General features: G+C 62.4%; 23 protein-coding genes. 12 read left to right on the top strand and 11 right to left on the bottom strand.

Annotated features, from left to right (window positions below; genetic code table 11):
• Position 1: 1 nt before the first annotated feature.
• The gene (locus M3B90_RS06130; RefSeq protein WP_259889126.1) at positions 2–493 is read right to left on the bottom strand and encodes a hypothetical protein; all 492 of its coding nucleotides are present in this window, start codon (positions 491–493) and stop codon (positions 2–4) included.
• Between the two features lie 91 nt (positions 494–584).
• Here M3B90_RS06130 and M3B90_RS06125 point away from each other — a divergent pair, with 91 nt between their 5' ends.
• Both M3B90_RS06125 and M3B90_RS06120 read left to right on the top strand, forming a co-directional pair.
• Entirely contained in the window at positions 585–1436 is an 852-nt protein-coding gene (locus M3B90_RS06125) for a hypothetical protein (RefSeq protein WP_259889125.1), read from the top strand.
• Positions 1437–2130: 694 nt separating this feature from the next.
• Positions 2131–2733, top strand: a complete 603-nt coding sequence (locus tag M3B90_RS06120) for a hypothetical protein (RefSeq protein ID WP_259889124.1) — start codon at positions 2131–2133, stop codon at positions 2731–2733.
• 315 nt (positions 2734–3048) lie between these two features.
• Here M3B90_RS06120 and M3B90_RS06115 read toward each other — a convergent pair whose 3' ends face one another.
• Positions 3049–4038 carry a DMT family transporter gene (locus tag M3B90_RS06115; protein WP_259889122.1) on the bottom strand — a complete coding sequence of 330 codons (990 nt, stop codon included), beginning with the start codon at positions 4036–4038 and terminating at the stop codon, positions 3049–3051.
• An 84-nt stretch (positions 4039–4122) separates the two neighbouring features.
• Here M3B90_RS06115 and M3B90_RS06110 point away from each other — a divergent pair, with 84 nt between their 5' ends.
• The 5 genes from M3B90_RS06110 to M3B90_RS06090 all read left to right on the top strand — a co-directional run bounded on the left by M3B90_RS06110 (position 4123) and on the right by M3B90_RS06090 (position 7706).
• Positions 4123–4617: an NUDIX domain-containing protein gene (locus M3B90_RS06110; protein ID WP_259889120.1), complete on the top strand. Its 495-nt coding sequence runs from the start codon at positions 4123–4125 to the stop codon at positions 4615–4617.
• A gap of 96 nt (positions 4618–4713) precedes the next feature.
• Positions 4714–5724, top strand: coding sequence for an adenosine deaminase (gene add, locus M3B90_RS06105; protein WP_259889119.1), 1011 nt, complete (start codon positions 4714–4716; stop codon positions 5722–5724).
• A gap of 370 nt (positions 5725–6094) precedes the next feature.
• Positions 6095–6481: a type II toxin-antitoxin system VapC family toxin gene (locus tag M3B90_RS06100; protein WP_259889117.1), complete on the top strand. Its 387-nt coding sequence runs from the start codon at positions 6095–6097 to the stop codon at positions 6479–6481.
• 144 nt (positions 6482–6625) lie between these two features.
• Positions 6626–7381, top strand: a complete 756-nt coding sequence (locus M3B90_RS06095) for an AzlC family ABC transporter permease (protein ID WP_259889115.1) — start codon at positions 6626–6628, stop codon at positions 7379–7381.
• Positions 7371–7706, top strand: a complete 336-nt coding sequence (locus M3B90_RS06090) for a branched-chain amino acid transporter permease (protein ID WP_259889114.1) — start codon at positions 7371–7373, stop codon at positions 7704–7706. The genes M3B90_RS06095 and M3B90_RS06090 overlap by 11 nt, the downstream gene beginning before the upstream one ends.
• Before the next feature lie 120 nt (positions 7707–7826).
• Here the strand turns inward: M3B90_RS06090 and M3B90_RS06085 are convergent, their stop codons facing one another.
• Positions 7827–8861: a glycosyltransferase family 2 protein gene (locus M3B90_RS06085; protein WP_259889113.1), complete on the bottom strand. Its 1035-nt coding sequence runs from the start codon at positions 8859–8861 to the stop codon at positions 7827–7829.
• A 43-nt stretch (positions 8862–8904) separates the two neighbouring features.
• Here M3B90_RS06085 and M3B90_RS06080 point away from each other — a divergent pair, with 43 nt between their 5' ends.
• Positions 8905–10137, top strand: coding sequence for a MalY/PatB family protein (locus M3B90_RS06080; protein ID WP_259889112.1), 1233 nt, complete (start codon positions 8905–8907; stop codon positions 10135–10137).
• 9 nt (positions 10138–10146) lie between these two features.
• Positions 10147–11088, top strand: coding sequence for an aldo/keto reductase (locus M3B90_RS06075; RefSeq protein ID WP_259889110.1), 942 nt, complete (start codon positions 10147–10149; stop codon positions 11086–11088).
• Positions 11089–11161: 73 nt separating this feature from the next.
• On the opposite strand, the gene M3B90_RS06070 is transcribed toward M3B90_RS06075, so the two are convergent.
• From M3B90_RS06070 to M3B90_RS06060, 3 genes are read right to left on the bottom strand one after another with little or no spacing between them, the layout of a single operon-like run.
• Complete coding sequence (locus tag M3B90_RS06070) at positions 11162–12286, bottom strand: SPFH domain-containing protein (RefSeq protein WP_259889109.1); 1125 nt, start codon at positions 12284–12286, stop codon at positions 11162–11164.
• A 21-nt stretch (positions 12287–12307) separates the two neighbouring features.
• Positions 12308–12820 (bottom strand): glutathione peroxidase, encoded by a 513-nt coding sequence (locus tag M3B90_RS06065; protein WP_311199947.1) that lies wholly within the window; start codon positions 12818–12820, stop codon positions 12308–12310.
• 56 nt (positions 12821–12876) lie between these two features.
• On the bottom strand, positions 12877–13821 hold the full coding sequence (locus M3B90_RS06060) for a PfkB family carbohydrate kinase (RefSeq protein ID WP_259889108.1): 945 nt from the start codon (positions 13819–13821) through the stop codon (positions 12877–12879).
• Between M3B90_RS06060 and M3B90_RS06055 the strand changes: the two genes are divergently transcribed.
• Together M3B90_RS06055 and M3B90_RS06050 are read left to right on the top strand one after the other, a co-directional pair.
• Positions 13820–14695 (top strand): HAD family hydrolase, encoded by an 876-nt coding sequence (locus M3B90_RS06055; protein WP_259889107.1) that lies wholly within the window; start codon positions 13820–13822, stop codon positions 14693–14695. The two genes, M3B90_RS06060 and M3B90_RS06055, sit on opposite strands and share 2 nt — an antisense overlap.
• Positions 14692–15624, top strand: a complete 933-nt coding sequence (locus tag M3B90_RS06050; RefSeq protein ID WP_259889106.1) for a sulfurtransferase — start codon at positions 14692–14694, stop codon at positions 15622–15624. The genes M3B90_RS06055 and M3B90_RS06050 overlap by 4 nt, the downstream gene beginning before the upstream one ends.
• 22 nt (positions 15625–15646) lie before the next feature.
• Here M3B90_RS06050 and M3B90_RS06045 read toward each other — a convergent pair whose 3' ends face one another.
• The 3 genes from M3B90_RS06045 to mtnN all read right to left on the bottom strand — a co-directional run bounded on the left by M3B90_RS06045 (position 15647) and on the right by mtnN (position 18895).
• Positions 15647–15835, bottom strand: coding sequence for a CopG family transcriptional regulator (locus M3B90_RS06045; protein WP_259889105.1), 189 nt, complete (start codon positions 15833–15835; stop codon positions 15647–15649).
• 140 nt (positions 15836–15975) lie between these two features.
• Entirely contained in the window at positions 15976–17766 is a 1791-nt protein-coding gene (locus tag M3B90_RS06040; protein WP_259889103.1) for a BCCT family transporter, read from the bottom strand.
• 343 nt (positions 17767–18109) lie between these two features.
• The gene (mtnN, locus tag M3B90_RS06035) at positions 18110–18895 is read right to left on the bottom strand and encodes a 5'-methylthioadenosine/S-adenosylhomocysteine nucleosidase (protein ID WP_259889102.1); all 786 of its coding nucleotides are present in this window, start codon (positions 18893–18895) and stop codon (positions 18110–18112) included.
• Positions 18896–18968: 73 nt separating this feature from the next.
• Here mtnN and M3B90_RS06030 point away from each other — a divergent pair, with 73 nt between their 5' ends.
• Positions 18969–19883 (top strand): alpha/beta hydrolase, encoded by a 915-nt coding sequence (locus M3B90_RS06030; RefSeq protein WP_259889100.1) that lies wholly within the window; start codon positions 18969–18971, stop codon positions 19881–19883.
• 21 nt (positions 19884–19904) lie between these two features.
• On the opposite strand, the gene argS is transcribed toward M3B90_RS06030, so the two are convergent.
• A complete protein-coding gene (gene argS / locus M3B90_RS06025) occupies positions 19905–21662 on the bottom strand; it encodes an arginine--tRNA ligase (protein ID WP_259889099.1) in 1758 nt (585 codons plus the stop codon).
• 118 nt (positions 21663–21780) lie between these two features.
• Entirely contained in the window at positions 21781–23436 is a 1656-nt protein-coding gene (locus M3B90_RS06020; protein WP_259889098.1) for an ABC transporter substrate-binding protein, read from the bottom strand.
• Positions 23437–23448 lie beyond the last annotated feature (12 nt).

Genomic DNA, 23448 nt, shown 5'->3' with positions numbered 1-23448 from the left:
GCTAACCGATGACGTCGAGCTCGGCGTTGTCCTGACAAATGCTCGTCACGGAGTACATCGCTCCGCCAAGTTCGAATTGATCTCCCACCTGGAGGGGGCCGAAGTCTTGTTTGCCGCCGCCCTGGTTGATCGTGAACATCGCTTCGGAGGCGCCGGCGTTCTCTTTCCACCCGTTGTACGTGAAGGAACCGTCGAACCCTTCTAGTGCTGGTTCAGGCTTGCCGTGGAGCGGGATTTTCACCATGCCTTCGTCGCTGCACGAATTGGCAAGTTCGGAATGATCGAGGCCGCCCTGGGTGATTTCCGGGACGGGCTGGGCGTTGCCGTCGCCTTTGGACTCGTTGATCACGACACTGGGACCGCCGTCGCTCGCCGGCGCCGAACTAGAGGCGGATGGTGAGGCAGCCGGCTCTTTGGATGACCCGCAGCCGGCAAGAGCGAGGGCGAGGCAGGCGCATGCGGCGAGCGCTCGCAGCGACGTTGAAACGTTCACGAAGGTCCTCCGTAGGTGACATGGGAAGGCCTCTAGATTAGCCGCCTCACCTAAGCGGGGGGTAGGTGTTTCACCACGGTACGGTGGTGTTATGGCAAAAACACCGCGAGAAACGACGCCTCAAGGCGCGCCGAGCCCCGCGGCTCTCGCCGGGCGCACGCGCGCAAAGCGGGCGGTACGCGCGGTCGACTACGATGCGGTCCCCGAGCTTGCGCGGCGCCGAGCGGCGGGAGAAGATCTCGCTGACCTCCTCAACGAGGCAGAGCGGCGGCGCGAAAAGCAGCCTGCGACCGAGGCGGCCGCGAAGGCCGCGCACGCCAAGATGACTGAGGCGGAAGTGCTCGATATCGATCGAGGCTTCGGAGCCCCGCCCGAAGGCACCGTCGTCACGCTCAACCCCACCGATCCCCGCCCTTTCACGCGGCCCCTCACCGTGATCGAGGACGAGGTGCGCACGGTCTCGGGCGCGAGCCTCGCGCGCATTACTCACGACATCATCGTGCTCACCGTCGCCGACCCCGAGGATGCGTGGACGAGCGATAACGGCGCGAGCGACCACTTCCAACGCGGCGCATGGACCGTGCAAGTGCGGCGCGCTGACAATCACGTGATCGGGGCTTTCCCCACGGCCTATGCCCTCTCGGTGAGGCCGGAAGAGGTTGATTCGTTCGATCCCGCAGATCTCGCGGGGCCGAGTAATCGCAAGAAGAAGGGCACGCGGCACCCCGGTGATCGGGCTGCGCTCAGACGTCGGCTCGAGGAGCACGGCTTCGTGGTGACGTCCTCCGGCTCGACCCACGGCAAGATCACCCACCCCGATCTCCCGGGTCTCTTCGCGCCGTGGGCTTCAACGCCGAGCGATAGGCGCCACCCGCAACTCGTGACGGCCCAGGTCAAGAGGGTGTTTGGGATCGATATTCGCGAGGCGCCGTCGGACTCCTGACCCTCGGCTCGCGCCCGACCTGCCCCCTGCCCCAATCGAAAACCCGACCCCGAGGCAGACGCGCGTCCTGGTGCGGGCCCCGGGGCCCGCGCCCGAACAGGCCCCTGACCCTGGGGCTCGGCCCTCGTCCTGGCCTCGGCCCTCGTCCGGAACCCTTGTCTGGGTACCTCCCAGCCCTGGGGCGGAACCCCGGACCTCGGTGCAGCCCTGCCCTGCGGCGGAACCCCCCGAGGCGAACCCCCTAAGTTCTTTCGGCCTAGAAAACTAAACCCAACGTTTACGGCGGTATTCTCTGCCAATCCGCCGCAAACGTTGGGTACAGATTTCGGTCTCGGGTCATTGAGCCCGTTCGCGTTTAATAAGGGCGCCGGCTCGTCCCCACGAGCCGGCGCCGTATCCCTTTCCCCCGCGCTAGGGCTTCAAGTACGGATCCTCTCCTCAAAGGATCGGTACGCCGCTAACGCGTGATTACATATAACCGCTTCTTTCTTCCCGGGCGCTGTGCTCGGCCTTGCAAAATGCTGAGAGCACGACCGGATTCCTGCATGAGACATTCGTGGCCTCAGTATTCGTGCTGGTGATGCCGTACGTTCCTGTTTTGCAGCCTGGGAATCGTGGCTGACGTCACGGTACGATTGCCGTGGTCTCTCACGAAACCTTTACACATGCCCTGGCGCCCACGAGGAGGATGCACGTGAATCAGCCCGTAAAACTCGACTGGCCCACCCCCACTACCGACGTTGACACCTCAAAAATGCGGGCCGCGTTTGAGCGCCTCGCCGCCGCGGTTGCAGCCTCCAATGGTCTCGCTGATTCCATCGATCCCGAGGAGTCTGGGGCCGACGTGCCCCCGGCCCTCAAGGACCTCGCCGACGAACTTGCGGGTGTGCGCGTGGGGGAGTTCGAGCTGACTCTCCTCGCCGAGGACCGCACCGATCTGGGCCCGTTTACGTTGCTGGGCGAGCCGACGTCGTACTATCCCCTCTTCGAGACCACCGACGATGCCGTGATTCTCACGCTCAATAACGAAGGGATCCCGGGTGGCGTGTGGTGGATCGACGAAGAACTCAATATGCACCTCCTCGCGACGAGCCTCGATGAATATGTCGACACTGTCACGCGCGCGATTGCGGCGCTCAGCCCCGAGGCGAGCGATCCTGGCGATGACGTGTGGCGCGCAGTTACGGAGTCGCAACGCTCGACGTTCACGGTGCTCGAATCGGTTGATGATCTCTCGTCACACGTCGAGTTCGAACCGGATGGCCTGACTGCGCGGCTCGTTGCGGATGGCGAGTGACGGTCAGTTGAGGGGACGCTTCCTTTCGGGGTGTACGGCCCGCCCCAGTAATACCAGTTGCTCCAGTAGTTCTAGTTCCAGTAGTTCTAGTTCCTCAAGTAGTGCTAGTTACAGCAGGTAGTGCCACTGCCCGCCAGGCGCGTTCAGGAAAGTGGTGAAAAATCGCCGCGTCGCGTCAAGAACTTGGGGTCTAACGACGTTTTTCACCACTTTTAGAACGGGCGCCGCAGCAACCCCCTGAAACTGCCCGAGCAGGGGTAGGGAAAGCCAGCAAGGAAACAGCCAGAGGCAGCCTGGGCTGCGGAACCCGCCCCCTTATGGAACCTGCCTGCGCGAGGGTAGCGGCAGGTAGCCCGCGATGACGACCGCGGCGAGCAGCGTGAGTGCCGCGCCCACGATCGTGAGTGGGGACAGGTGCACGCCGGGATCGAATGCGTCGAGCATGACGGAACCGATGATCTGGCCCGCGATTGACGCGCCGCTCAGCACGAGCACGCCGGTATAGCGCACGAGGGCTGCCGAGGCGGCGATATAGGTGAGTCCAATGAGCCCGCCGAGGTAGAGAATCGGGTTGGTGGGAAACGACCCGCCGAGCGGAGTCACCGCAACGCTGATGGCCGCCGCAATGCCGAGGGCGAGCGATCCCATCGTGAAGTTCCCGAGTGCCGAAACGAGAAAGCTTCCCGTATGAGCGGTGACGATGCCGTTCGCACCCGTCTGGAGGCCCACCCCCACGCCTGCGAGAAACGGAAGTGCGAGGCTTAACCACGGGACCGAGTTCGAGAGTCCCGAGGCGAGCGCCAACGCCACACTCGCGACCATGAGAGCCGCGCCGATGAGACGTGCAGGGCTCAGCCGTCGCGGTTCGCCCGGGCCGAAACCCACGCGATCGAGCGCCGCGCCCGCAAGGGTCTGCCCGGCCACGACGCTCACGATGAACAGCGCGACCCCGAGAACTCCGACAGTAAGGGCCTGCGTGAACACGAGGAAGGCGCCGCCGAGACCGCCGATTGCGTAGCGCCACTCGAAGCGTCCACTCACGAGGTCGCTCGCGTATTCGCGTGCCGCACGGCGCTCGCCGGGCCGTGCAAGCACGATGACCACGAGACCGAGGCAACCGATTCCGAAGCTCACGAAAGCCGCGAGGTATGGGCTTTCGAGATGCTTCGCGAGATCGGCGTTGATGCGCGATTGCACGGCGGCGAGCACTCCGCCGACCATGATGATCGCGATCGCCCACCATGGCGCGCGAGGCGCCATGACGGCCCCGTGGGGTTCCTCCACTACTGATTCATCCGCACTCATGCTCGTCATTGTCTCGCGCAGGAACACTTCGCAAAAATAAGGGGCACGAATGGCAGGCAAGCGTCGGACCCCTACGATGGGGATATGGAACTCGATCCCGGTTATTCGAACGTGCGCGTGGGCGTCAAGGCGATCATTGTGCGTGGTACGAGCGTGCTCTTCAACGAAAATATCGACATCAACGGCAATCGCGTCTTAGTTCTCCCTGGCGGTGGGCAGGAGCACGGCGAGAGCCAGGTTGAGGCGCTGAGGCGCGAATGTGAAGAGGAGGTGGGCGCGGGCGTGCGCGTTTACGACCTCGCGTGCACGTTTGATCTCATCAGCGCGAAGGTGGGCCGCTACCGCGACGCCGGGGAGGTGTTCCACCAGCAGAATCTCCTCTTTTGGTGCGACCTCGAGCCCGGAAGCGAACCTCGAGTGGGGGAGGGGCACGACAAGAATCAGGTGGGTGTGCGCTGGATCGAGATTGACGATCTCCACACGCATGACGTGCGACCCCGTGAGGTTAGCGAGTGGCTTCAAGCCGATCCGAGCATTCGCCCGCGCACGCTCGGCACTATTCGTGAACAGTCACTTTAAGGCTTCGGGGTCCGACGGTCGCTTGTGACTCGTAGTGCCACAATGGAGAAGGGGACTCCCCAGAATTACTCACTCGAACGATCTTGAGGAGCAATCGTGGCCGTTTCGCGAGAATTCGCGTACAGCATTCCGAAGGCAGAACTTCACCTCCACCTCGAAGGCACCCTTGAGCCTGATCTCAAGCTCAAGCTCGCGAAGAAGAATGGGATTGATATCGGTCAGGAGACTGTCGAAGAGGTCGAAGCATCGTACGAGTTCGATTCGCTCACCTCGTTCCTCGCCGTGTACTACCCGGCAATGAACGTGCTTCAGGATGAAGACGACTTCTATGCGCTTGGTTCGGCGTACTTCGCGCGGGCGAAAGAGAACGGCGTCGTGCGTGCCGAGTGTTTTTTCGATCCGCAAGCGCACACGACGCGCGGGGTTGAGCTCGAGGCCGTCATCCGCGGCTACTACCGCGCGGTCGAGGAAGCGCGTGAGAATGGCGTGAGCGCGGATCTCATCCTGTGCTTCTTGCGCGATATGTCAGCGGAGTCAGCTCTTGAGACCCTCCGCGCGGCGCTTCCGTACAAGGACATGTTTGTGGGCGTGGGTCTCGATTCAGATGAGCGCGACAACCCGCCGCAGAAGTTTGCCGAGGCTTTTGACCTTGCGCGTGAAAACGGGCTTCGCGTCACGATGCACTGCGATATCGACCAGATCGGTTCAATCGACAACATTCGCACCGCACTCACGAAGCTCGGTGCTGAGCGCCTCGATCACGGCACCAACATCATCGAAGATCCCGAACTCGTGAAGCTCGTGGTGGAGAAGAGCATTGGCCTCACGAGCTGCCCCATGTCGAATTCCTTTGTGACGGAAGAGATGAAGGGCAAGGAGATCGTGGATTTGCTCGGCCGCGGGGTGAAGGTTTCGATCAACTCCGATGACCCGGCGTACTTCGGTGGCTACATCGCGGATAACTTCCTCGCGCTCGCGGAGAAGGAAAACCTCACGAATGAGCAAATCGCGCAGCTTGCTCGCAATTCGATTGAGATTTCGTGGGCCGAGGAGTCGGAACGTTCAGCGATGCTCGATTCGCTCGAGGAGTTCCTCGCCGCAAACTGAGTGCAAGAAGCTGCACACCTCCGGCGCTTTGCATCCGAGGAAGTCATCGAATGCTGTTGCGTCTAGGTGTGGACAATGCTCTAGATTCGACTAGATTTTGCATCTACACTCGAGCCATGAAGACGATTTCAGTGGCCGAACTCCGGCAGAACCCCACTCGCGCGCTCGATGATGCGGCCGCTGGGCAAACCTATGTCGTGACTAAGCATCACCGTCCCTGGGCGCAGCTTGGCCCGCTGCAAGAGAATGGTTCCCTGCCTGTAACGCCGGCCCGCGATCGGGGTCCGGTCTCATACGATGATTGGCCCAATCGCCCGGCTGCGTCGCAGTCGGAGATAGACGAACTCGTCGATTGGGCGAGGGGCGATCGGTGACGAACTACCTTGACACCTCGGTGGCGGTCGCGGTGCTCGAAGGAAGCATGTCGGCGCGAGAGTGGTTTAAAGAGGCCGTTGCAGGTCGCGGAGTGGTCTCTTCCAGGCTCCTCCAAACTGAGTTGACCCGGGTGCTGCGGCGTCAGGAGCGGCCGGTACAGGAGCGAGAATTGCTTCTCCGCTATGTTGACGTCGCGCCGCTCACTGATGCAGTGCTCTCGATCGCTGAGGCGATACCGCAGCATCTTCGTTCGCTCGATGCTATTCATCTTGCGACCGCCCTCCAGTTAGGCAGTGCGGTCACTGTGGTGAGCCACGACAGTCAAATGCTCGCTGTCGCTCAGGACTTAGGCCTCGCCATTTGCGACCCTCTATCCTCGTAAAGGTTCAACGACCTCACTCCCAGCACAATGTATACACAGGTCAGCGACCTGAATTGTTCCTTCTGATGCCGCGAGCGTGCGAAGATTGACTTCGTTCCGCGCACCGCGGAAACAGGAAACGATATGAGGGAGAGGGAGACGCGCATGAGCGTTGAGGCGCGGCCTGGCGCGCATGCGCGTCCCTATTCGGTGCGCCACGAGATTGCGCAGGGAGCGCTCCTCATTCTTCCCGCGGGCCTTGGCATGATCCCTATCGGTATTGCGTTTGGCCTGCTTGTTGTGCAATCGGGGCTCCCGTGGTGGATGGCCCCGGCGTTGTCTTTCTTCGCATACGCAGGTTCGCTCGAGCTTCTGCTCATCACGCTCATCACCTCGCTCACGCCTCTCCTGACCATCGCGGCTGCGTCGTTCTTCGTGAATTTCCGGCACGTGTTCTACGCGTTCAACTTCCCGCTCAAGGTCGTCAAGAATCCGTTCTTGAAGTTCTACGCGATGTATTCGCTCACCGACGAGATCTTCGCAGTCACCGTTGCTAATCCGAAGGGGTGGACGCAGCCGCGCGTCATCTCGGCGGGTGCCGTGCTGCAGATCTGCTGGGTGGGAGGCGGTCTCATCGGCGTTCTCCTCTCGAGCTTCATCCCCTTCCAAATTCGCGGCTTGAGCTTCGCGCTGTGCGCCCTGTTCATCACGCTGACCCTCGATGCGTGCCGAACGAAGCAAGAGATCCCTTCTCTTATTCTCGGCGCCGCGGCGTTCGGCCTCGCCCTTCTCCTCATGCCCGGCCAGCCGATCTTCGCCGCGATGATCGGATTTGTCGCGACGCTCGCCGCCCGCTACACCCTCGCCGTGCGCCTCACGAGGCCGCTGCCGGCAGAGATGGAGGGCGACGATGCAGCTTGACATTCCTTTTTGGTACCTCGCCTCGGTTCTCCTGATCGCTTTCGCGGTCACATTCACGCTTCGCGCTCTCCCGTTCGCGATCCTCGAACCCCTTCGCAAGTCTCAATTTGTGCGAGTTATGGCCGTGTGGATGCCCGCGGGCATCCTCGTCATCCTCGCGCTCGCGACCTTCAAGAGCACTCTTGCCGAAGAGCCCGGGAGCATCATTCACCTGCTGATCGCCTCGGCCGTCACGATCGCCGTGCACCTTCTCTGCGGGCGCCGCACCCTCGTGAGTGTTGCAGCGGGCACGGCAGCGTTCGTGCTCCTCGTCAACTTCTTCTAAAGGAAGGATGCTCGGCGAAGAATCCTGGCAGGGCCCAGCGGTTGTGGAACGGGCAGCCAGCCCGGTTGCGTGGTCCGGCGCGTGAAAAAGATTCCGACGGTAGCCGGGCAAGCGTCGGACCTAATTGAACCCAAACCGCTTGCGAATGACCCCGTAGGTGGTGCGAATAAACCGGTGCGCGCCCGGCCCGCGCGCGCTGAGACCGATGCTCATGGGGGTGCGGCGATATGCCTTGTACGCGGGGTAGTTGTGTGACTTGAGGTAGGCGAGCAGGTCGCGGCCCTGGGCTTTCGCCTCCGGGGTCTTCGCGAGAACAGCGAACGTGAGCGAAATGCTCGTGATGATCGTGAGGTAGTGAAGCAAGTAGCGGCGAAGCGAACGCGAAGCGATATTGTCGACGCGTAGCTCGTCGATCATGATCCTGTTGACGCGAAGCTGCTGGTCAAGCCTCGAAATCATGATCTTCTCGTTAACGCTCTGATCCTCGCGGCCAATGAAGTAATAGTAAAGCGGCACGGGCAGGTAGTGGAGCGTGTGCGTGTGCCGGAGCGGGATCGACGCGTAAAGGTTGTCTACGTAGAACGTGTGGCGTGGCAGCTCGAGGCCGGATTCGAGCAGAACGCTGCGCTTGTAGAGGATCGCGTGCATGAGAAAGTAGCTGCCCATGCGGGGGCGGGACACTTGATCCCACGTGACCGTGCGGCGCGCGGGAACGGTGCTGCGGTAGCTGATGCGGCGATTCTTCTTGAGCGCGTGGTTGTCGTACACGTAGTCGGTGAGCACGACGTCGGGGCGGTTATCCGGCGGGAATGATGCGACGGTGTCGAGCAGCGCCGTGAGAGCTCGCGTGTCGAGGCGGTCGTCGGAATCGAGAACCTTGAGGTATGTCCCCGCCGCCGCGTGAACGCCTGCCATGACGGCGGCGCCGTGCCCACCATTTTCTTGGTTCACGACGTGCACGGTATCCGGGTAATGCTCTTCGTACTCGCGCGCGATCTGTTCCGTATCGTCCGTCGAACCGTCGTTCACGAGGATGATCTCGATGCGCTCGCGCGCCTCCTCGCCCTCGAAAAGAATCGAGTCGATACCCCGTTGCATGTACTCCGCCGAGTTGTAGCAGGGCACGACGAACGAGATCAGAGGGGCTTCACGCATGGGAACCATCGTACGGTGACGAGCCGAGAGTACTCACCGTACGATGGGTGTTGCTGACATGTTCGACGATGACCAGAAAGAGGTAAGCCCCGTGACGCGCACGTCCACCTACGATTTCGAGACTCTTGTGGATCGCACGGACACGGGCTCCGCGAAGTGGGAGCTTATGCGCGAGCGGGGAGGGGACGTGCCCGCGGGCATCGCGCCATTCTCGACAGCGGACCTCGACTTCCTGCCTGCCCCGGAGATTACGCGCGGGCTTCAGAAACATCTCGAGGGCGCGGTTTTGGGGTATACGGGTCCGACGCCCGCCTTCTTTTCAGCGATTCAAATGTGGCAAGCGGTGCGTCACCGCTGGGCGATTGATACGAGCTGGATTTCGCTCATGCCCGGGGTTGTTACGGGGCTGTTTGCGGCGGTGCGGGCAGCGAGCGAGCAAGGCGACGGGGTTGCACTCTTGACGCCCGCGTACCCACCCATGGTGGACTCCATCGAAAAGACTGGCCGCCGCGTGGTGCGCGTTCCTCTCGACGGTGAGGGAGGGCGCTACCGCCTGGATTTCGCGGCGCTTGCCGAAGCGCTCGAGGGCGATGACGTCTCGGCGCTCATGCTGTGCTCCCCGCACAATCCCACGGGCCGCGTGTGGACCTACACCGAGCTCGAGGAGATCGCTCATCTCGCACGCGCAAACGACGTGACAGTCATTGCCGACGAGATCCACGCTGACATCGTGCACGAGGGTTTCGAGCACATCCCGTTTGCGGCAATAAGCGAGGATGCGACTTCCCGTACCATTACGCTCTCCTCGGCCTCGAAGAGCTTCAACCTCGCGGGGATCCAAACGAGCTGGGCGATCACCGAGAACGCTGAGCTTCGCACCGCTTACGAGCGTGAACTCGAGGCGTGGGGTTTTCATTTCGTGAACTGTCTCGGCTACCCGGCAACTGAACTTGCCTACACGAAAGCGGGAGAGTGGCTCGAGGGACTCCTTGAACTTATCGCTCGAAACGATCGCGTGAGCAGGGAGTTCTTTGCGCAGCATTTCCCGGGAGTGGTGATCTCGCCGCTTGAGGGAACCTATCTCCAGTGGATCGACTTCCGCCCGCTCGGGATCGACGAGAGCGAGCTGACGCGCCTGCACGACGAGGAAGCACACGTGTTCTTCGAGCACGGGCGAAGCTTCGGTGCGCCCGGATTTGAACGACTCAACCTCGGCACGCCCACGCGGGTCCTCGAAGAGGCGTTGGCGCGCCTTGCAAAGGTGCATGGGCGATAGGCTGAGGCTATGACAAAAGCAGATACCGCACGTCTGGCGCCTTTCGCCTACTCTCCGCGCTCGATCGGGCGTATCGAAGTGACACCGCTCGGCCTCGGGGCAATGCCACTCTCGTTCGAGAACAAAGCGGACGACGTTGAGAACACACGCGCGACTGTAGCCGCCGCGCTCGATTCGGGAATCACGCTCATCGACACCGCCGACATCTACGCCCCTGCGTGGAACAAGGTGGGCCATAATGAACGCCAGGTCGCCGACGCCCTCGAGGCCTACGGCGCCGCGCACCCTGACTTCGACCGCGCGAACATCGCCGTTGCCACGAAGGGCGGCATTACGCGCGCCGAAGGCGAAAAGTGGGGCCGCGACAGCTCTGTGGGTCACTTCCGCACCGCCGTCGTGCGCTCGAAGACGAATCTCGGGGTCGAGAAGATCGACCTGTACTACCTGCACCGCCCCGACCGCACGCGCCTGTATTCCGAGGCCATCGAAACTCTTGCGGTGCTCAAGGACGAGGGCCACGTGAAGAACATCGGCATCTCGAACGCGAGCGTCGAGGAAATCGAGATCGCCCTCGAGGTGCTCGGCGAGGGCAACCTCGCGGCCGTGCAAAACGAGTTCTCGCCGCGCTTCAACCACACGAGTTGGGACGAGCTCCAGTTCTGCGGCGAGCACGGAATCACGTTCGTGCCGTGGTCGCCTCTTGGCGGCACGGGCGGAGGGGCGGCCGAAGTGGGCGGGCGCTTCCCCGCGGTTGCTGAGGTCGCGCGTTTACACAGCGTAAGCCCGCAGCAGGTGGTTCTCGCCTGGGAGATGTCGCTAGGCGATCACGTGCTCCCCATCCCTGGCGCTTCGCGCCCGGCCTCGATCGCTGATTCGGCGAAAGCGATGGGCTTCGCGCTCGAAACAGGCGAGAAGGACGCCCTCGATAGGGAGCTCCTACCGAAACGCTAAGGCGCGGCCCACTCGCACGAAAAAGGCGGGCCCGGAGGAATCCGGACCCGCCTTTTGATGAATGGCGAAGCGATTAGAGATTCGGCTCTTCGTTGTCGAAGCGTTCGCGGGCGCTCTGCGCAGCATCCTCGGCGTTGCGGCGCGCCTCTTCCTTTGCGCGGCGGGCGCGTTCCTTGGCCTCGGCACGGAGGCGTTCAAGGTGCTCGCGCGAATTGCCTTCGCCGTCGACAGGCTCGGCGGGGTTCACGGGAGTCGAGTCCCCGTTGATCGTGTCGTTTGCCGCTTGTGCCTGCAGGAGAGCCGAACGGATCTCGTCGCCCATCGCACCCACCGACGACGGGTTTGACGGCAGGAACAGCACGTTCGAGCGACCGTTGCGGGCCACGTCCTGCATCGTGTCGAAGTACTGGGTCATGAGCAGCAGCTCCTCGGCCGTATTCTCGATGCCCACCTGCTTGAGCATTTCGTACTGCTCTGCAATGCCCATCGCGATCGCACGGCGCTGCGCCGCGACACCCTCACCCTGGAGGCGCTTCGACTCGGCCTCGGCCTCGGCCTGCGTGACACGCTTGATCTTGTCGGCCTCAGCGAGGGACTGCGCGGCCACGCGGTCTCGCTGCGCGGCGTTAATGGAGTTCATGGAGTCGCGCACGCGCTGATCCGGGGAAATGTCCTGGACAAGTGTGTTGACGATGTGGAAGCCGAACTCTTGCATGCGGGTCGAAAGGGTCGCCTCGACGCTGCGGGCGATGTCATCCTTCGACTCAAAGGCCGCGTCAAGATCGAGGCCCGAAAGTGCCGAACGCACCGTGTCAAACACGTAGCTGCGAATCTGCGCCTCGGGATTCGAAAGGCGGTAGTACGCATCCTGAACGGATTCCTCGCGGATCACGTATTGGACTGCGACTGGGACCGTCACGAACACGTTGTCTTTCGTTTTCGACTCGATGTTGACCTCGAGCTGGCGGATACGCAGCGAGATCGGCTTCGTGAGCGTGTCCATGAACGGGATCTTTGTGTTCAGACCCGGCTTCGCAACACGCAGAAACTTGCCGAAGCGTTCCACGATGACGTTTTCCTGCGTTTTCACGGTGAAGAGGATCGAGGAGCGCAGGCCGCCGAAGAGCAGCGCAAGCACGACGATGATGATGACGAGGAAGATGCCACCACCGGTGAGAATGCCGACGAGAGCTTCCAAGGAAGGTCCTTTCTATAGGGTTTAGGCCGCGAGAGCCTTCGTAATAGATGTCGCAATGCGCGACGGGGGAATGGGAGGTGCGAAGCGTCGAATGACGTGTCCATCGCGGCCCACGAGGAACTTCGTGAAATTCCACGCGATGCGACCGCCGAGCATGCCGCCGCGTTGCTCCTCAAGCCACGTGAAGAGTGGATCGGCATTCGTGCCGTTGACATCGACCTTCGCGAATACGGGAAAACTCGTACGGTAGCGCGTCTCGCAGAAATCGACGATCTCCTCCATCGAGCCGGGTTCCTGGTTGCCGAACTGATTACACGGGAATGCGAGAACGCTAAAACCGCGTTCCTCGAAGCGTTCCTGAAGCTCCTGGAGACCTTCATACTGGGGAGTGAAGCCGCATTCACTCGCGGTGTTCACGACGAGAGTGACCTTACCCGTGAACTCGGAGAGGTCCCTCGGTTCGCCATTCGCGCCCGCGACAGTGAAGTCGAACAGGCTCGTGGGATCAGCGGCCGCAGATTGGGCAGGGTTCACGAGAGATCCTTCGAACGGGAAAATGTGACGTGCGCTACCAGGATATCGTGAGCCCCTTAGCCCGCATCAAGAGATGTTGCCGGGTTCGAGGCGAGAAAATCGTCGATTTCCTCGCGCGTCGGCGCCGTGGTCGGTCCCTTGCGCGTCACCTTGAGGGCAGCGCCCGCATTCGCGCGACGTGCCGCTTCGAGCCACGGCGTTCCAAGAGCCCTTTCGCCAAGCAGAATCCCCGTGTGAGTATCGCCAGCACCGTTGGTGTCGATCGCCTTTTGCGGATAGCCGGGCACGTAGTCGAGGTGGCCTCGTTCGAAAAGGTAGCAACCGTCGGAACCATCCCTCACGATTACGACCGCGCCCTTTCCGAGAAGCCTGCCGAGCGCCGGGAGGGTTCCTCTCACATCGTCGATGCCGGTAATCTCGCGTGCTTCATCGGCATTCGACGTCCACACGTCGGTGCGTGCGAGGACTTGCTTGCGCAGCGCACGCGGGAACGAAGCGAACGGGGCACCTGGGTCAAGGACCATGCGGACATCGGAATCGAGAGAGTCGAGGAAGGCGAGGAGGGGATCGCGCGTGGGCTCGAAGAGACTGTAGCCGCTCACGCACACGAGATCGCCTTCTCGGGGGGCAAGAAACGCGAGGGACTCGGCGGTGATGTCGCGCTCGGCGCCATAGCAGGTTACGAACGTGCGCTCTGCCGACGGTTCCACGAACACGTAGCAGCTCCCCGTATCCTTGCCCTCGATCGCTGGGCTCGAAATGCCGATCCCGTTCTCGCGCAGAACCTTACGGATGAGGTCTCCATTCGGTCCCTCACCGTGCGCGCCCCCATGAACGGCGTGCGCCCCCACGCGCGCTGCCGCAAGCGAAATAGTGACGGCGCCGCCGGCGTACGATTGTGGAATCCCCACGGCATTGACGTTGTTTCCCGTTTGTGGGAGCGAGGGAACCTCGATCATGACATCGACGAGTGCCTGGGCTGTATGGAGAACTCGGGGCATGACTCGAGTGTACGGGCACTACGATGAGGCAATGCTCCCTCTTCGACCGCCCGCACCCGCCCTCGTCGCCGTCGACATCGATGGCACATTCGTGGATGACGAAGGCGAAATCCCCGCAAGAAACCTCGACGCGGTTGCCAGAGCGCACGAAGACGGCCTCGACTTTTGCCTCGTGACGGCGCGCCCTCCGCGATGGCTCACGCGGTTTCGAGGCCTGAGCACGGGCGCGATTTACGCCGCAAACGGCGCCTACGTTCTCGACGCCGCGACGGGCGAGCTTCTCGAGGATCGTGGATTTACGATGAGCGAGGTCCGCGAGGTCGCCCGCGCGCTCGACCCCATCCCGGGAATCGCCTTTTCGGCTGAAACGGCCGAGGGGTACGTGAGGGAGCAGGCTTTCGCCTCGGCGCCAGCGGCAGGAGAGCGGGATCAGGATTCCGACGCCAGCTTTACCCCATTGCGCGACATTCCATGCGGTGCGGGCAAAATCCTCGTGATCTCGAATGCCCTGGATACCGAGGCTTTTTACCGTGAGGTGCGCGAGAGAATCGAAGGTCTCGCCGAGCTACACGTTTCAACATCCGATGGCCTTGCCGAACTCAGCCCGCCCGGTATCTCGAAAGCCGCGGCACTCTCTCACGCATGCAGCGCGCGCGGGATCGCACACGAGCGAGTGTGGGCCGTGGGCGATATGCCAAATGACCTTCCAATGCTGAGCGTGGCAGGCGTCGGCCTTGCCGTACGTAACGCCCACCCGGAACTCCGCGCTCACGCGGCCGCCCTCGCCCCCGCGAACACCGATGCCGGCGTTGCTCACGTGATCGATGCGGCTCTGAGAGCGCGCGCTCTGGCTCGCACTACGCTGGGGTCATGAGCGAGATTGACTGGCAGAATCTGCCGCCATTCGTGTGCGCCGCGGCGCTTTTTGAGCGCACGGGAGGTTCGGCACCTGCACGCGGAAGCGAAAGCATCGGCAGCCTCGAACCTGGCACCGGCGACCTCGTGATCGCCGATGTGCGCTGGAGCGTCGCTGAAGGCTCCCTCCGGGAGGACTACCTCGAGGCGCATATCCCCGGCGCGATCTTCGTGGATCTCGAGCACGATCTCACGGGCGAAGGCGCACCGGAGCGTGGACGCCACCCGTTCCCCGACGACGATGAGCTCTCCGAAAAATTCAGCGCACTCGGCATCAACTTCGAAGATACGGTCGTGTGCTACGGCGCTGGTGACCCCATGGGTGCGGCGCGACTCGCACTCATGCTGCGCTTCGTAGGCGTCAACGCCGCTGTTCTCGATGGCGGTCTCGCGGCATACGTGCGCGAAGCGGGTGAAAATGCGCTCGAAAGCGGCGAGGTGTGGCGCGAGCCGAGTGACTTTCCGTGGCAACCCTACGTGCGGCTTGTGAGCGAAGACGAGGTCCAGCACGCGATCCCCACAAAGGGAGCGCTCTTAATCGACGCCCGCCCGCCCGCGCGCTACCGCGGTGATTCCGAGAATCTCGACCCGCGACCCGGGCACATTCCCACGGCGAAAAACGTCCCTTTCACGTCACTTCTCGAGGCCGACGGAACCTTCCGTTCACCCGAGGAGATCCGCACGATCTTCGAGCGTGCGGGCGCGACAACGGAGCGGATCACGTTCAACTATTGCGGCTCGGGCGTGAGCGCCGCAGTTAACACTCTCGCAATGGATTACGCCGGTTTCGCCCACGTCTACCTCTACGCAGGCTCATACTCCGAATGGTCCCGCAATCCTGAACGCGCGGTGGAAACGGGGGAGGAAGAGGGGTCTGACGCTTTCTGAGCAACCGTCGGAACCGCCTGCTTTAGGCTGCGGCAGGGCTTTCGTCGGCGGGTTTCGTGCGCTCCTCGAGCGCGGAGCGAAGAAGCTGCTCGACAAACTCTGAGAGGGTCATCGACTCATCGATTGACGCGTGCTTGATTTGCGTGATGAGCTCGATCGGTAGTTGCACATTGAACTGGCGTTTTGAATACGCCGAACTTGAGGTAGTCATGATTCAAACCTAACTACCTAGGAGCGCGAAAATAAGGCCAAAGGGCCCAGGGGCAGATGAAAAGGGTGTGGCGCCGGGCTCTCATGAACCCGACTCCACACCCTTCCTGTGACGGATCAGTCCTTACGCTGACGCATCGACTAGTCGAGGCGGCGCTTATGCGTGCCCTCGGCAGGTGCTTCCTTGGGAGCATTGATCGCACCAAGATCAATCTGGCCGGTCTCAGTGGCGACGCGTTCATAGACCTTGTCGGCCACCTGATCCGAGACATGTTCGGTCACGTGCTCAACGAGCTCGCGGCGGCGGATCTGCAGCTCGAGCCGCTCAATCATGCGCACCTCGTGGCGCAGTGCCTTGAACATGGACACGACCATCGCGATCATGACGACTGACCACGGAAGCGCAGCGATGAGTGCGAGGGCCTGGAGGCCGCTCATGCCCGAGGCGTCGCCCGCGCCCGTGTAGGCCGCGATGCCGATGAGTGCCGCGGGAATTGCGCCGCTCGTGACAGCCCAGAAAATTCGGGTGCCGCGCGGCGGCTCCGGGTCGCCTCGGTGCGCAATCATGTCCACGACGAAGGCGCCGGAGTCAGCCGAGGTGACGAAGAAGATCGTCACGAGGATGATCGCGAGTCCCGAAAGGAGGGTGCTCGCGGGCATCGTCTCAAATACCTGGAATAGAGCGAGATTCTGGTCGATCGCCCCTTCGGCATTGAGGAAGTTCGCGCCTTCAAACACGCTCTTGTAGATCGCCGTGCCACCCATCACCGTGAACCACAAGATCGTCACGAGTGTGGGCACGAGCATGACGCCCATGATGAATTCACGCACGGTGCGGCCACGCGAAATACGCGCGATGAATACACCGACGAACGGCGACCACGAGATCCACCAACCCCAGTAGAAGGTCGTCCAACCATTGAGCCACGTGGCGCCCTCGTCTCCGTAAAAGGGGAGGGTCTGGAAGCTCAGCGAAATGAAGTTCTGGAGGTAGTTTCCGATGCCCGACACGAAATCCCGCAGAAGGAACAGGGTGGGCCCGAGCAGGAGCATCACCACGAGAAGAACGCCCGCGAGGACGAGGTTCGTGTTCGAGAGGAACTTAATGCCCTTCTCGAGGCCTGAAGCAACAGAGAGAGTTGCGAGGCCCGTGATGACGATGACCATCACGAAGCGCAGCCACGGGTTATCCGGGAGCACGCCGAGGTGCACGAGGCCCGCGGAAATCTGGTTCACGCCGAAACCGAGCGAAGTCGCGACGCCGAAGAGGGTACCCACGACAGCAATCGTGTCGATGACGTTGCCGATCCAGGTGTCTGTGTGGCGGCCAAGAATGGGTTCAAGAGCCCAGCGTACGGAGAGCGGGCGTCCGCGGCGGTGCGTGGCATAGGCGACGGCGAGACCCACGATCACGTAGATCCCCCACGCGTGAAGGCCCCAGTGGAGGAACACTTGCGCCATGGCCTTCGGTGCACGTGCCGCATCGGGGAGCCCGGCGATGCTCGGCGGCGGATCCGATGCGAAGAAGGTGAGGGGCTCTGCCGCACCCCAGAACACGAGGCCGATGCCCATGCCGGCTGCGAATAACATCGCGAACCAGGACATGAGGCTGTACTGCGGATCTTCGTCGTCCTTGCCGAGCTTGATCGAGCCGAGTCGGGAGAAGGCGAGGACTGCTGCCGCCGCAACGAAGAACGTCGCCGCGAGGATGTAGTACCAGCCGACGCTCTCCACGATCGTCGTGTTGATTGCGCTTACGACTGCGCTGAATTGCTCGGGAAGAAGCACCGAGAACAACACCGCGACGATGATGATCGCGGCCGAGGGGTAGAAGACCCCCTTCGCCATGCCGTAGTGGCGCGGCTCGCTTTCGCCCGGCGGGGTTTCGTTGCGCGTGGGTTTCGTGGCCGTTGCGCTCGTCAAGGACAACACCTCTCCTTCGGATGCGGGTCAAGGGCAACAAAAAACAGCCCCGAGGGCTGTCTTTGCCTATCCACCGTACATGAAGTGCTGTTTCGGAGGCACGGCTCGGTGAACGGTCTCACCGCACCCCACCACCCTCAGGGTGGAGGTAACGGTGTCAGAGTGGTCGGTTTCGGGGGTGCCCCTGCACTTTTCTCCACCCTCAAAAGGGGCGGGCTGCCGAGTTTCGGTTGCGATGCCCCTATGTGGGGCTGGCCCACTCCACTAGTACTGCCGTGATGCGGGGCAGCAGGGCCGAAGGGGGGAGTGCGGCAGGTGGGATGGTGAGGGCGGCTCATGCCCCAGTAATGCCCTAGCGCAGTGCCGGGAGAGCGCGGTTCAGGGCGCGGGCCGACGCTTCCGCCGCCACCTCGAGACCAATGTGAAACTCCTCGTTCGCCCTGGGGGAGCATAGGTCACTCACCGCGCGCAGCGCGAGGAACGGCACCTGGAACAGGTGCGCAACGTGGGCGAAGGCGCACGACTCCATGTCGGCAGTGATAGCGCCCGGGAATTTCGCGCGCACGCCCTCGGCGGTATCGGCGGTCACAAAAGCGTCGCCAGAAAGCATGAGGCCCGAACGCGCCGAAAGCCCCGCCGCCTCAACGGCCTCGAGGGCGCGTGCTGCACGCTGCTTACCATCCGCGTCGCCGAAGCGTGAGGGAGCACCTGGTACCTGGCCCTTTTCGTAGCCGAAAGCAGTGGCTTCCGCGATCGAATACGCGTAGGAAGACCCAATCGCGACCGTGCCCACGGTGATGTCTTCGGCGAGGCCACCGCAGCTGCCCACGTTGACGATGAGACGAGGTGAAAATTCACCAACAGCCCAGGAAAGAACGGCGCTCGCGGCGGCCGTGCCAACGCCCGTGGTCACGAGGGCGATGGGGGCCGAGGAGACGTCGGACCCCTGAACCCCGGAACCCGCACACCCGAGCGTTCCCACCGAAGCGGCCACCGCGCTCGAAGAGCCCGCACCTTCGCCCTTGCCGGCACCGGCAAATGGGTGCGCGACAGAGTTCAGGTTGGTGCAAAGAGCAGAAACGGCGGCGGCCTCCTCGGCCATGGCGGCAACAACGAGAACATCAACGCGAGAAGTCATGAAGCCAGTATCCCGTAAGGTCAGGCCACTAGCCTTAAGGCGTTTCGCGAACCGAGCTAGGAGGTATCCCACCATGGGTCGCATCAAGCACTATGCCGCTATCGCGGGGCGCACCCTTACGCGCACACCGCTTCCCAACTTCGTGTACGAGCTCGGATTCGGCAAAGTACGGATCGCGAAGCCCCCGGCCCCCGTGCAGAAGCGGCACGCAATCGACATCGAACTCATTAATCGCACGCGTTCCGTGTGGCTCGACAAGCACAAGGCTGATCGCGGCATCGTCGTGTATCTCCACGGAGGAAGCTACATGTCGGGACCGTTCGTGGGAGATTGGGAGTGGCTCAGCACGCAGGTAGATGTGCGCGAATGCGCGGGCCTCCTCATCGATTACCGCTACGGCCCCGACTACATGCATCCCACCGCGCTTGAGGATACGTTCGAGGTCATCAAAGGCCTTACCGTCCAGGGACTGATCGCTAAAGGCACCTGGACGCTCGCGGGTCACCAGAGCGGCGCCGGGCTCGCGCTTTCGCTCGCGGCGCTCGCAAACACGAAACACGACGGTGGCCTCGCGAACGTCGAAGCTAAGCCCGCCGGCATCGTGCTTATGAACCCCCTCCTTGACCTCGAGTTCACAAACCTCGAGTTGAGCGAAACGAACCAGCACGACCCGGTACACGAGCGCCGCATCATGCAGCTCGCTGCGAAAAAATACGCTGGCCGCACCCCGCTCGATGACCCGGCGCTCTCCCCACTTAACGGGGATCTCCAGGGCCTCCCTCCCGTGCACCTGAGCGTTGGCACGAAGGATCTATTCCTCACCGATTCGAGGGTCGTCACGCACCAGTTCGAGCGTGAAGGCATCGAGCTCACGTACCGCGAAATTCCTGGCAAGATCAGCGTGACCCCGAGGCTACGCCGCGGGGCGGATATGGCACGACTCCTTGAGGAACAGCGAGAGTTCCTCGAGGAGAGTCTCGGAAAATAGCGGCCCTGGGGCCGCCCCGGCTCACATCTGTGCGGGTGCCTGAACGCCGAGCAGATCGAGGCCCGCAACGAGAGTGCGCTCGGTGAGCTTTGCGAGAGCGAGGCGGCCGAGGCGCACGTCTTCGCTCGCATCCTTGAGGATCGGTGACTTCTCGTAGAAGCTCATGAATGCCTGTGCGAGGTCGAACAGATACGCCGCGAGCTTGTGAGGCACGTACTGGGCACCGACCTCCGCCACCGTGGGCGCGAACTGCAAGAGTTGAAGGGCAAGGGCGCGTTCCGGATCATCAACGACGCACGGTGCCGCCGCATCGACCTGCTCCGCAGAAATTCCCTGGTCAGCAGCTTTGCGGTGGATCGAGCGGATGCGCGCGACCGCGTACTGGAGGTACGGGGCCGTGTTGCCCTGGAGAGCGAGCATGCGGTCGAGGTCGAATACGTAATCCGAATCGTGCGCGGTTGAGAGATCCGCGTACTTGATGCTTCCGATGCCGATCTGGCGAGCGATTGTGGCTCGCTCACCTTCGGGAAGGTCGGGCCGCAGCTCGTCGATCACCGAGCGCGCCTTCACGACTCCTTCCTCGAGGAGCGACATGAGGCGCAGCGAGGAACCAGAGCGCGTGCGGAGGATCTTGCCGTCCTCGCCGAGAACCGAACCGATTTTCACATGCTCTGCATCGACGGTTTCGGGGAGCCAACCGGCCTCGCGCGCGGTCGTGAAAACCATCTGGAAGTGCAGTTCTTGCGAGGAGCCCACGACGTACGCGATGCGATCGGCACCGAGGTCATTCACGCGGTGGCGAATAGCCGCAAAATCGGTCGTCGCGTAGCCGTAGCCACCGTCGGACTTGCGAATGATGAGCGGAAGGGGCTGCTCGTCGCGGCCCGTGAATCCAGCCGGGAATACGCACAGCGCGCCATCCGAGACACGCGCGATGCCCGCCGTCTCGAGATCCGCGCAGACCCCCGCGAGCGCGTCGTTGTAGGTCGATTCGCCCGCGAGATCCTCATCGGTGAGGGTCACGTCGAGCATGTCGTAGATGCGGTGGAAGTATTGCTTCGAGAGACCAACGAGCTTCGTCCACATCGCAAGCGTCGCTTCGTCGCCCGACTGCAGGGTTGCGACTCGTGCACGCGCGCGCTTCGCGAAATCGGTTTGCTCCGTATCTGCATCGAACTTCGCGCGTGCCGCCTGGTAGAACGCGTTCGGGTCGGTTTCGAGAAGTTTCGCCTCTTCCGAATCCTCGCCCACTTCAAGCAGGTGCTCAATGAGCATGCCGAACGGCGTCCCCCAGTCGCCGATATGGTTCTGGCGCACAACCTTGTGGCCCTCGAACTCGAGCACGCGCGCGAGCGCATCGCCCACGACGGTCGTGCGCAGGTGCCCCACGTGCATTTCCTTCGCCACGTTCGGCGCCGAGTAGTCGATCACGATCGTCTCGGTCTTCTCGGGGCTGCCGACGCCGAGACGATCATCGCCGTGTAGGTCACCAGCTTGTGCCGCGACCCATTCGGTCTTGAGCGTGATGTTGAGGAAGCCGGGGCCAGCAATCTCGGGCGTCTCGGCGATGTCGTCGAGCTGCACCTTCTCAAGGATCTGCTGGGCGAGGTCGCGTGGCTTCGCGCCAAGCTTCTTCGCGAGTCCCATCGCCGCGTTGCACTGGAAGTCCGAGAACTTCCCCGGCCTGATGATCGGGTCGGCGGTGCGGTACTCCTCGCCGAAAGCCTCGGCGAAGGCATCCTGAAAACGGGTCGTAAGGGCAAGTTCCGGTGCGGTCATACTCCAAGCCTACGGTGTCCTGCGGTGCCCGGTCATGCCGAAAGGGGTCACGTGAAGGACGGTTTCGTCACGCTTGCGGCGTGCGGGCCCTCGGGAGGGTTCCGACGGTTGCCACCAACTAACGCTTCTTCTCCATCTCCTCGGGCGGTGTCGCCGTCGAAGCGACGAAGCCTAGGGCATGAGTGTCGGATAGGCCGGCGACCTTGGAAGTATTGACCGCGCTGAGCGTGTGCATCCACACGAGCGGGTACAAGGGGATTTCAATCGAAATACGGTTCGTCAAGCTTTGCAGTGCGCGCTGGAGATCATCGCCCACGAGCTCGGGACCCGTGCTGCGTTCGAGCACGTCGCGAATTTCTGCGAGGAGTTCACTTTCTCCAAGGCGCAATCGTGACTCGACCCAAAATGGTGAGGCGTAAAGAGAACGCAGGAGAGTCTCGGGGTGGGAGCCGATGAACGCGGCGTCCAAGAACACGAGAGCGGCATCCCAGCCGTCGGCATCTTCCTCCATGCGCTTCACGACATCGCACCAGGGGAGCACCTCGAGCTCAGATTCAAGACCGAGTGCGGCAAGATCGCCTTTGAGAGACTCGGCGAGTCCTCGTGTCCAGTTTTCGTCGCTTGCGAGCAGACGAACCTTGTTGACGTTTGCACGTTCGAAGAGGTCTCGTGCTTCGTCCGGGGCATGCGTGTAGTGGCTTGGGACAGCGTCGAAATCAGATGTGCCGGGGTAGAGGGGGCTCCGGACGGGGTCAACATAGCCGCCGAAGACCTGCTCCGCGCATCGTTTATCGTCGAAGGCTTTCATGAATCCGCGCCGGGCACCGGCCACGGCAAAGGGGTGTCCCTCAGCGTGGTTGAACATTGCGTAGATGCTCGCCCTGCTTCGATGAGAAGCAAGATGAAGCTTGTTGCTCTTGGCCTGAGGGCTTTTCTCAAGCTCGCGGTATTTCCTTGCGGGCACGGGCAACGCTACTTGTGTGCTGCCGTCGGTGAGTGACTTGATGGTTGCGGATTCGTCGCGCTCGACATGCCAAGTCATGGTTTCGAAGAGCGCGGGGCACGGGCCGGAGTACTGGTCAAAGGCTTCGAATGTGATGGTTCCGCCTTCGATATCGTGCTCCTTGATTTTCCAAGGGCCGGTGCCGTTGGGGTTGGCGAGAAGCGTGGCCGGATCGGTTCCTTCGGGGATGATCTTGACGAGGGAGAGGCGTGAGTTGATGTCGGGCGTGGGGTATTTGAGACGGAGCTGAACGACGTTGTCGGCGAGTTGCGCGGCGTGGTCGAAGAAATCGAGAAGCTCGCGGTTGGGGTAGTGATTGTTTTCGTCAAGGGCGGCTTCGAAGGAGTAAATGACGTCGTCGGGTGTAACGGGGTTGCCGTCGTGGAAGATCGCGCCATCGCGCAGGAAAACATCGATCGAAATCTGGCCTGCTTCAAAGAGGTTCTGCGAAAGGCCAGGCTGCGGTTCCCATCGCGTAGGATCAATGATCGAGAGACCCTCGTATACATGCCACAGAGCGGCGGTGTTCTGAAGGGAGCTGGTCGTAAAAGGGCTGAAGCCGTCGCTCCCAAGTGGGGTGCCGATCGTGACGTCGAGGTGCCCCTTGGGGACGGGGAGGTTGAATTGTTCGGCGATCGAGGGGTAACCCGGGTCGCCTGGTTTCGGTGAGCTCTGGCAGCCCGCGGCGGTGGTCGTGAGGGCGAAGGCGCCGAGCGAGGCTCCTGCAGTGAGGAGCGTGCGTCGACTGGGGGTGCGTGCGGGTCGAGTCATGCCTTCCAGACT

The organism is Dermabacter sp. p3-SID358, from assembly GCF_025147465.1.
Classification (GTDB): Bacteria; Actinomycetota; Actinomycetes; order Actinomycetales; family Dermabacteraceae; genus Dermabacter.
This window is presented reverse-complemented; position numbering and strand designations above follow the sequence as displayed.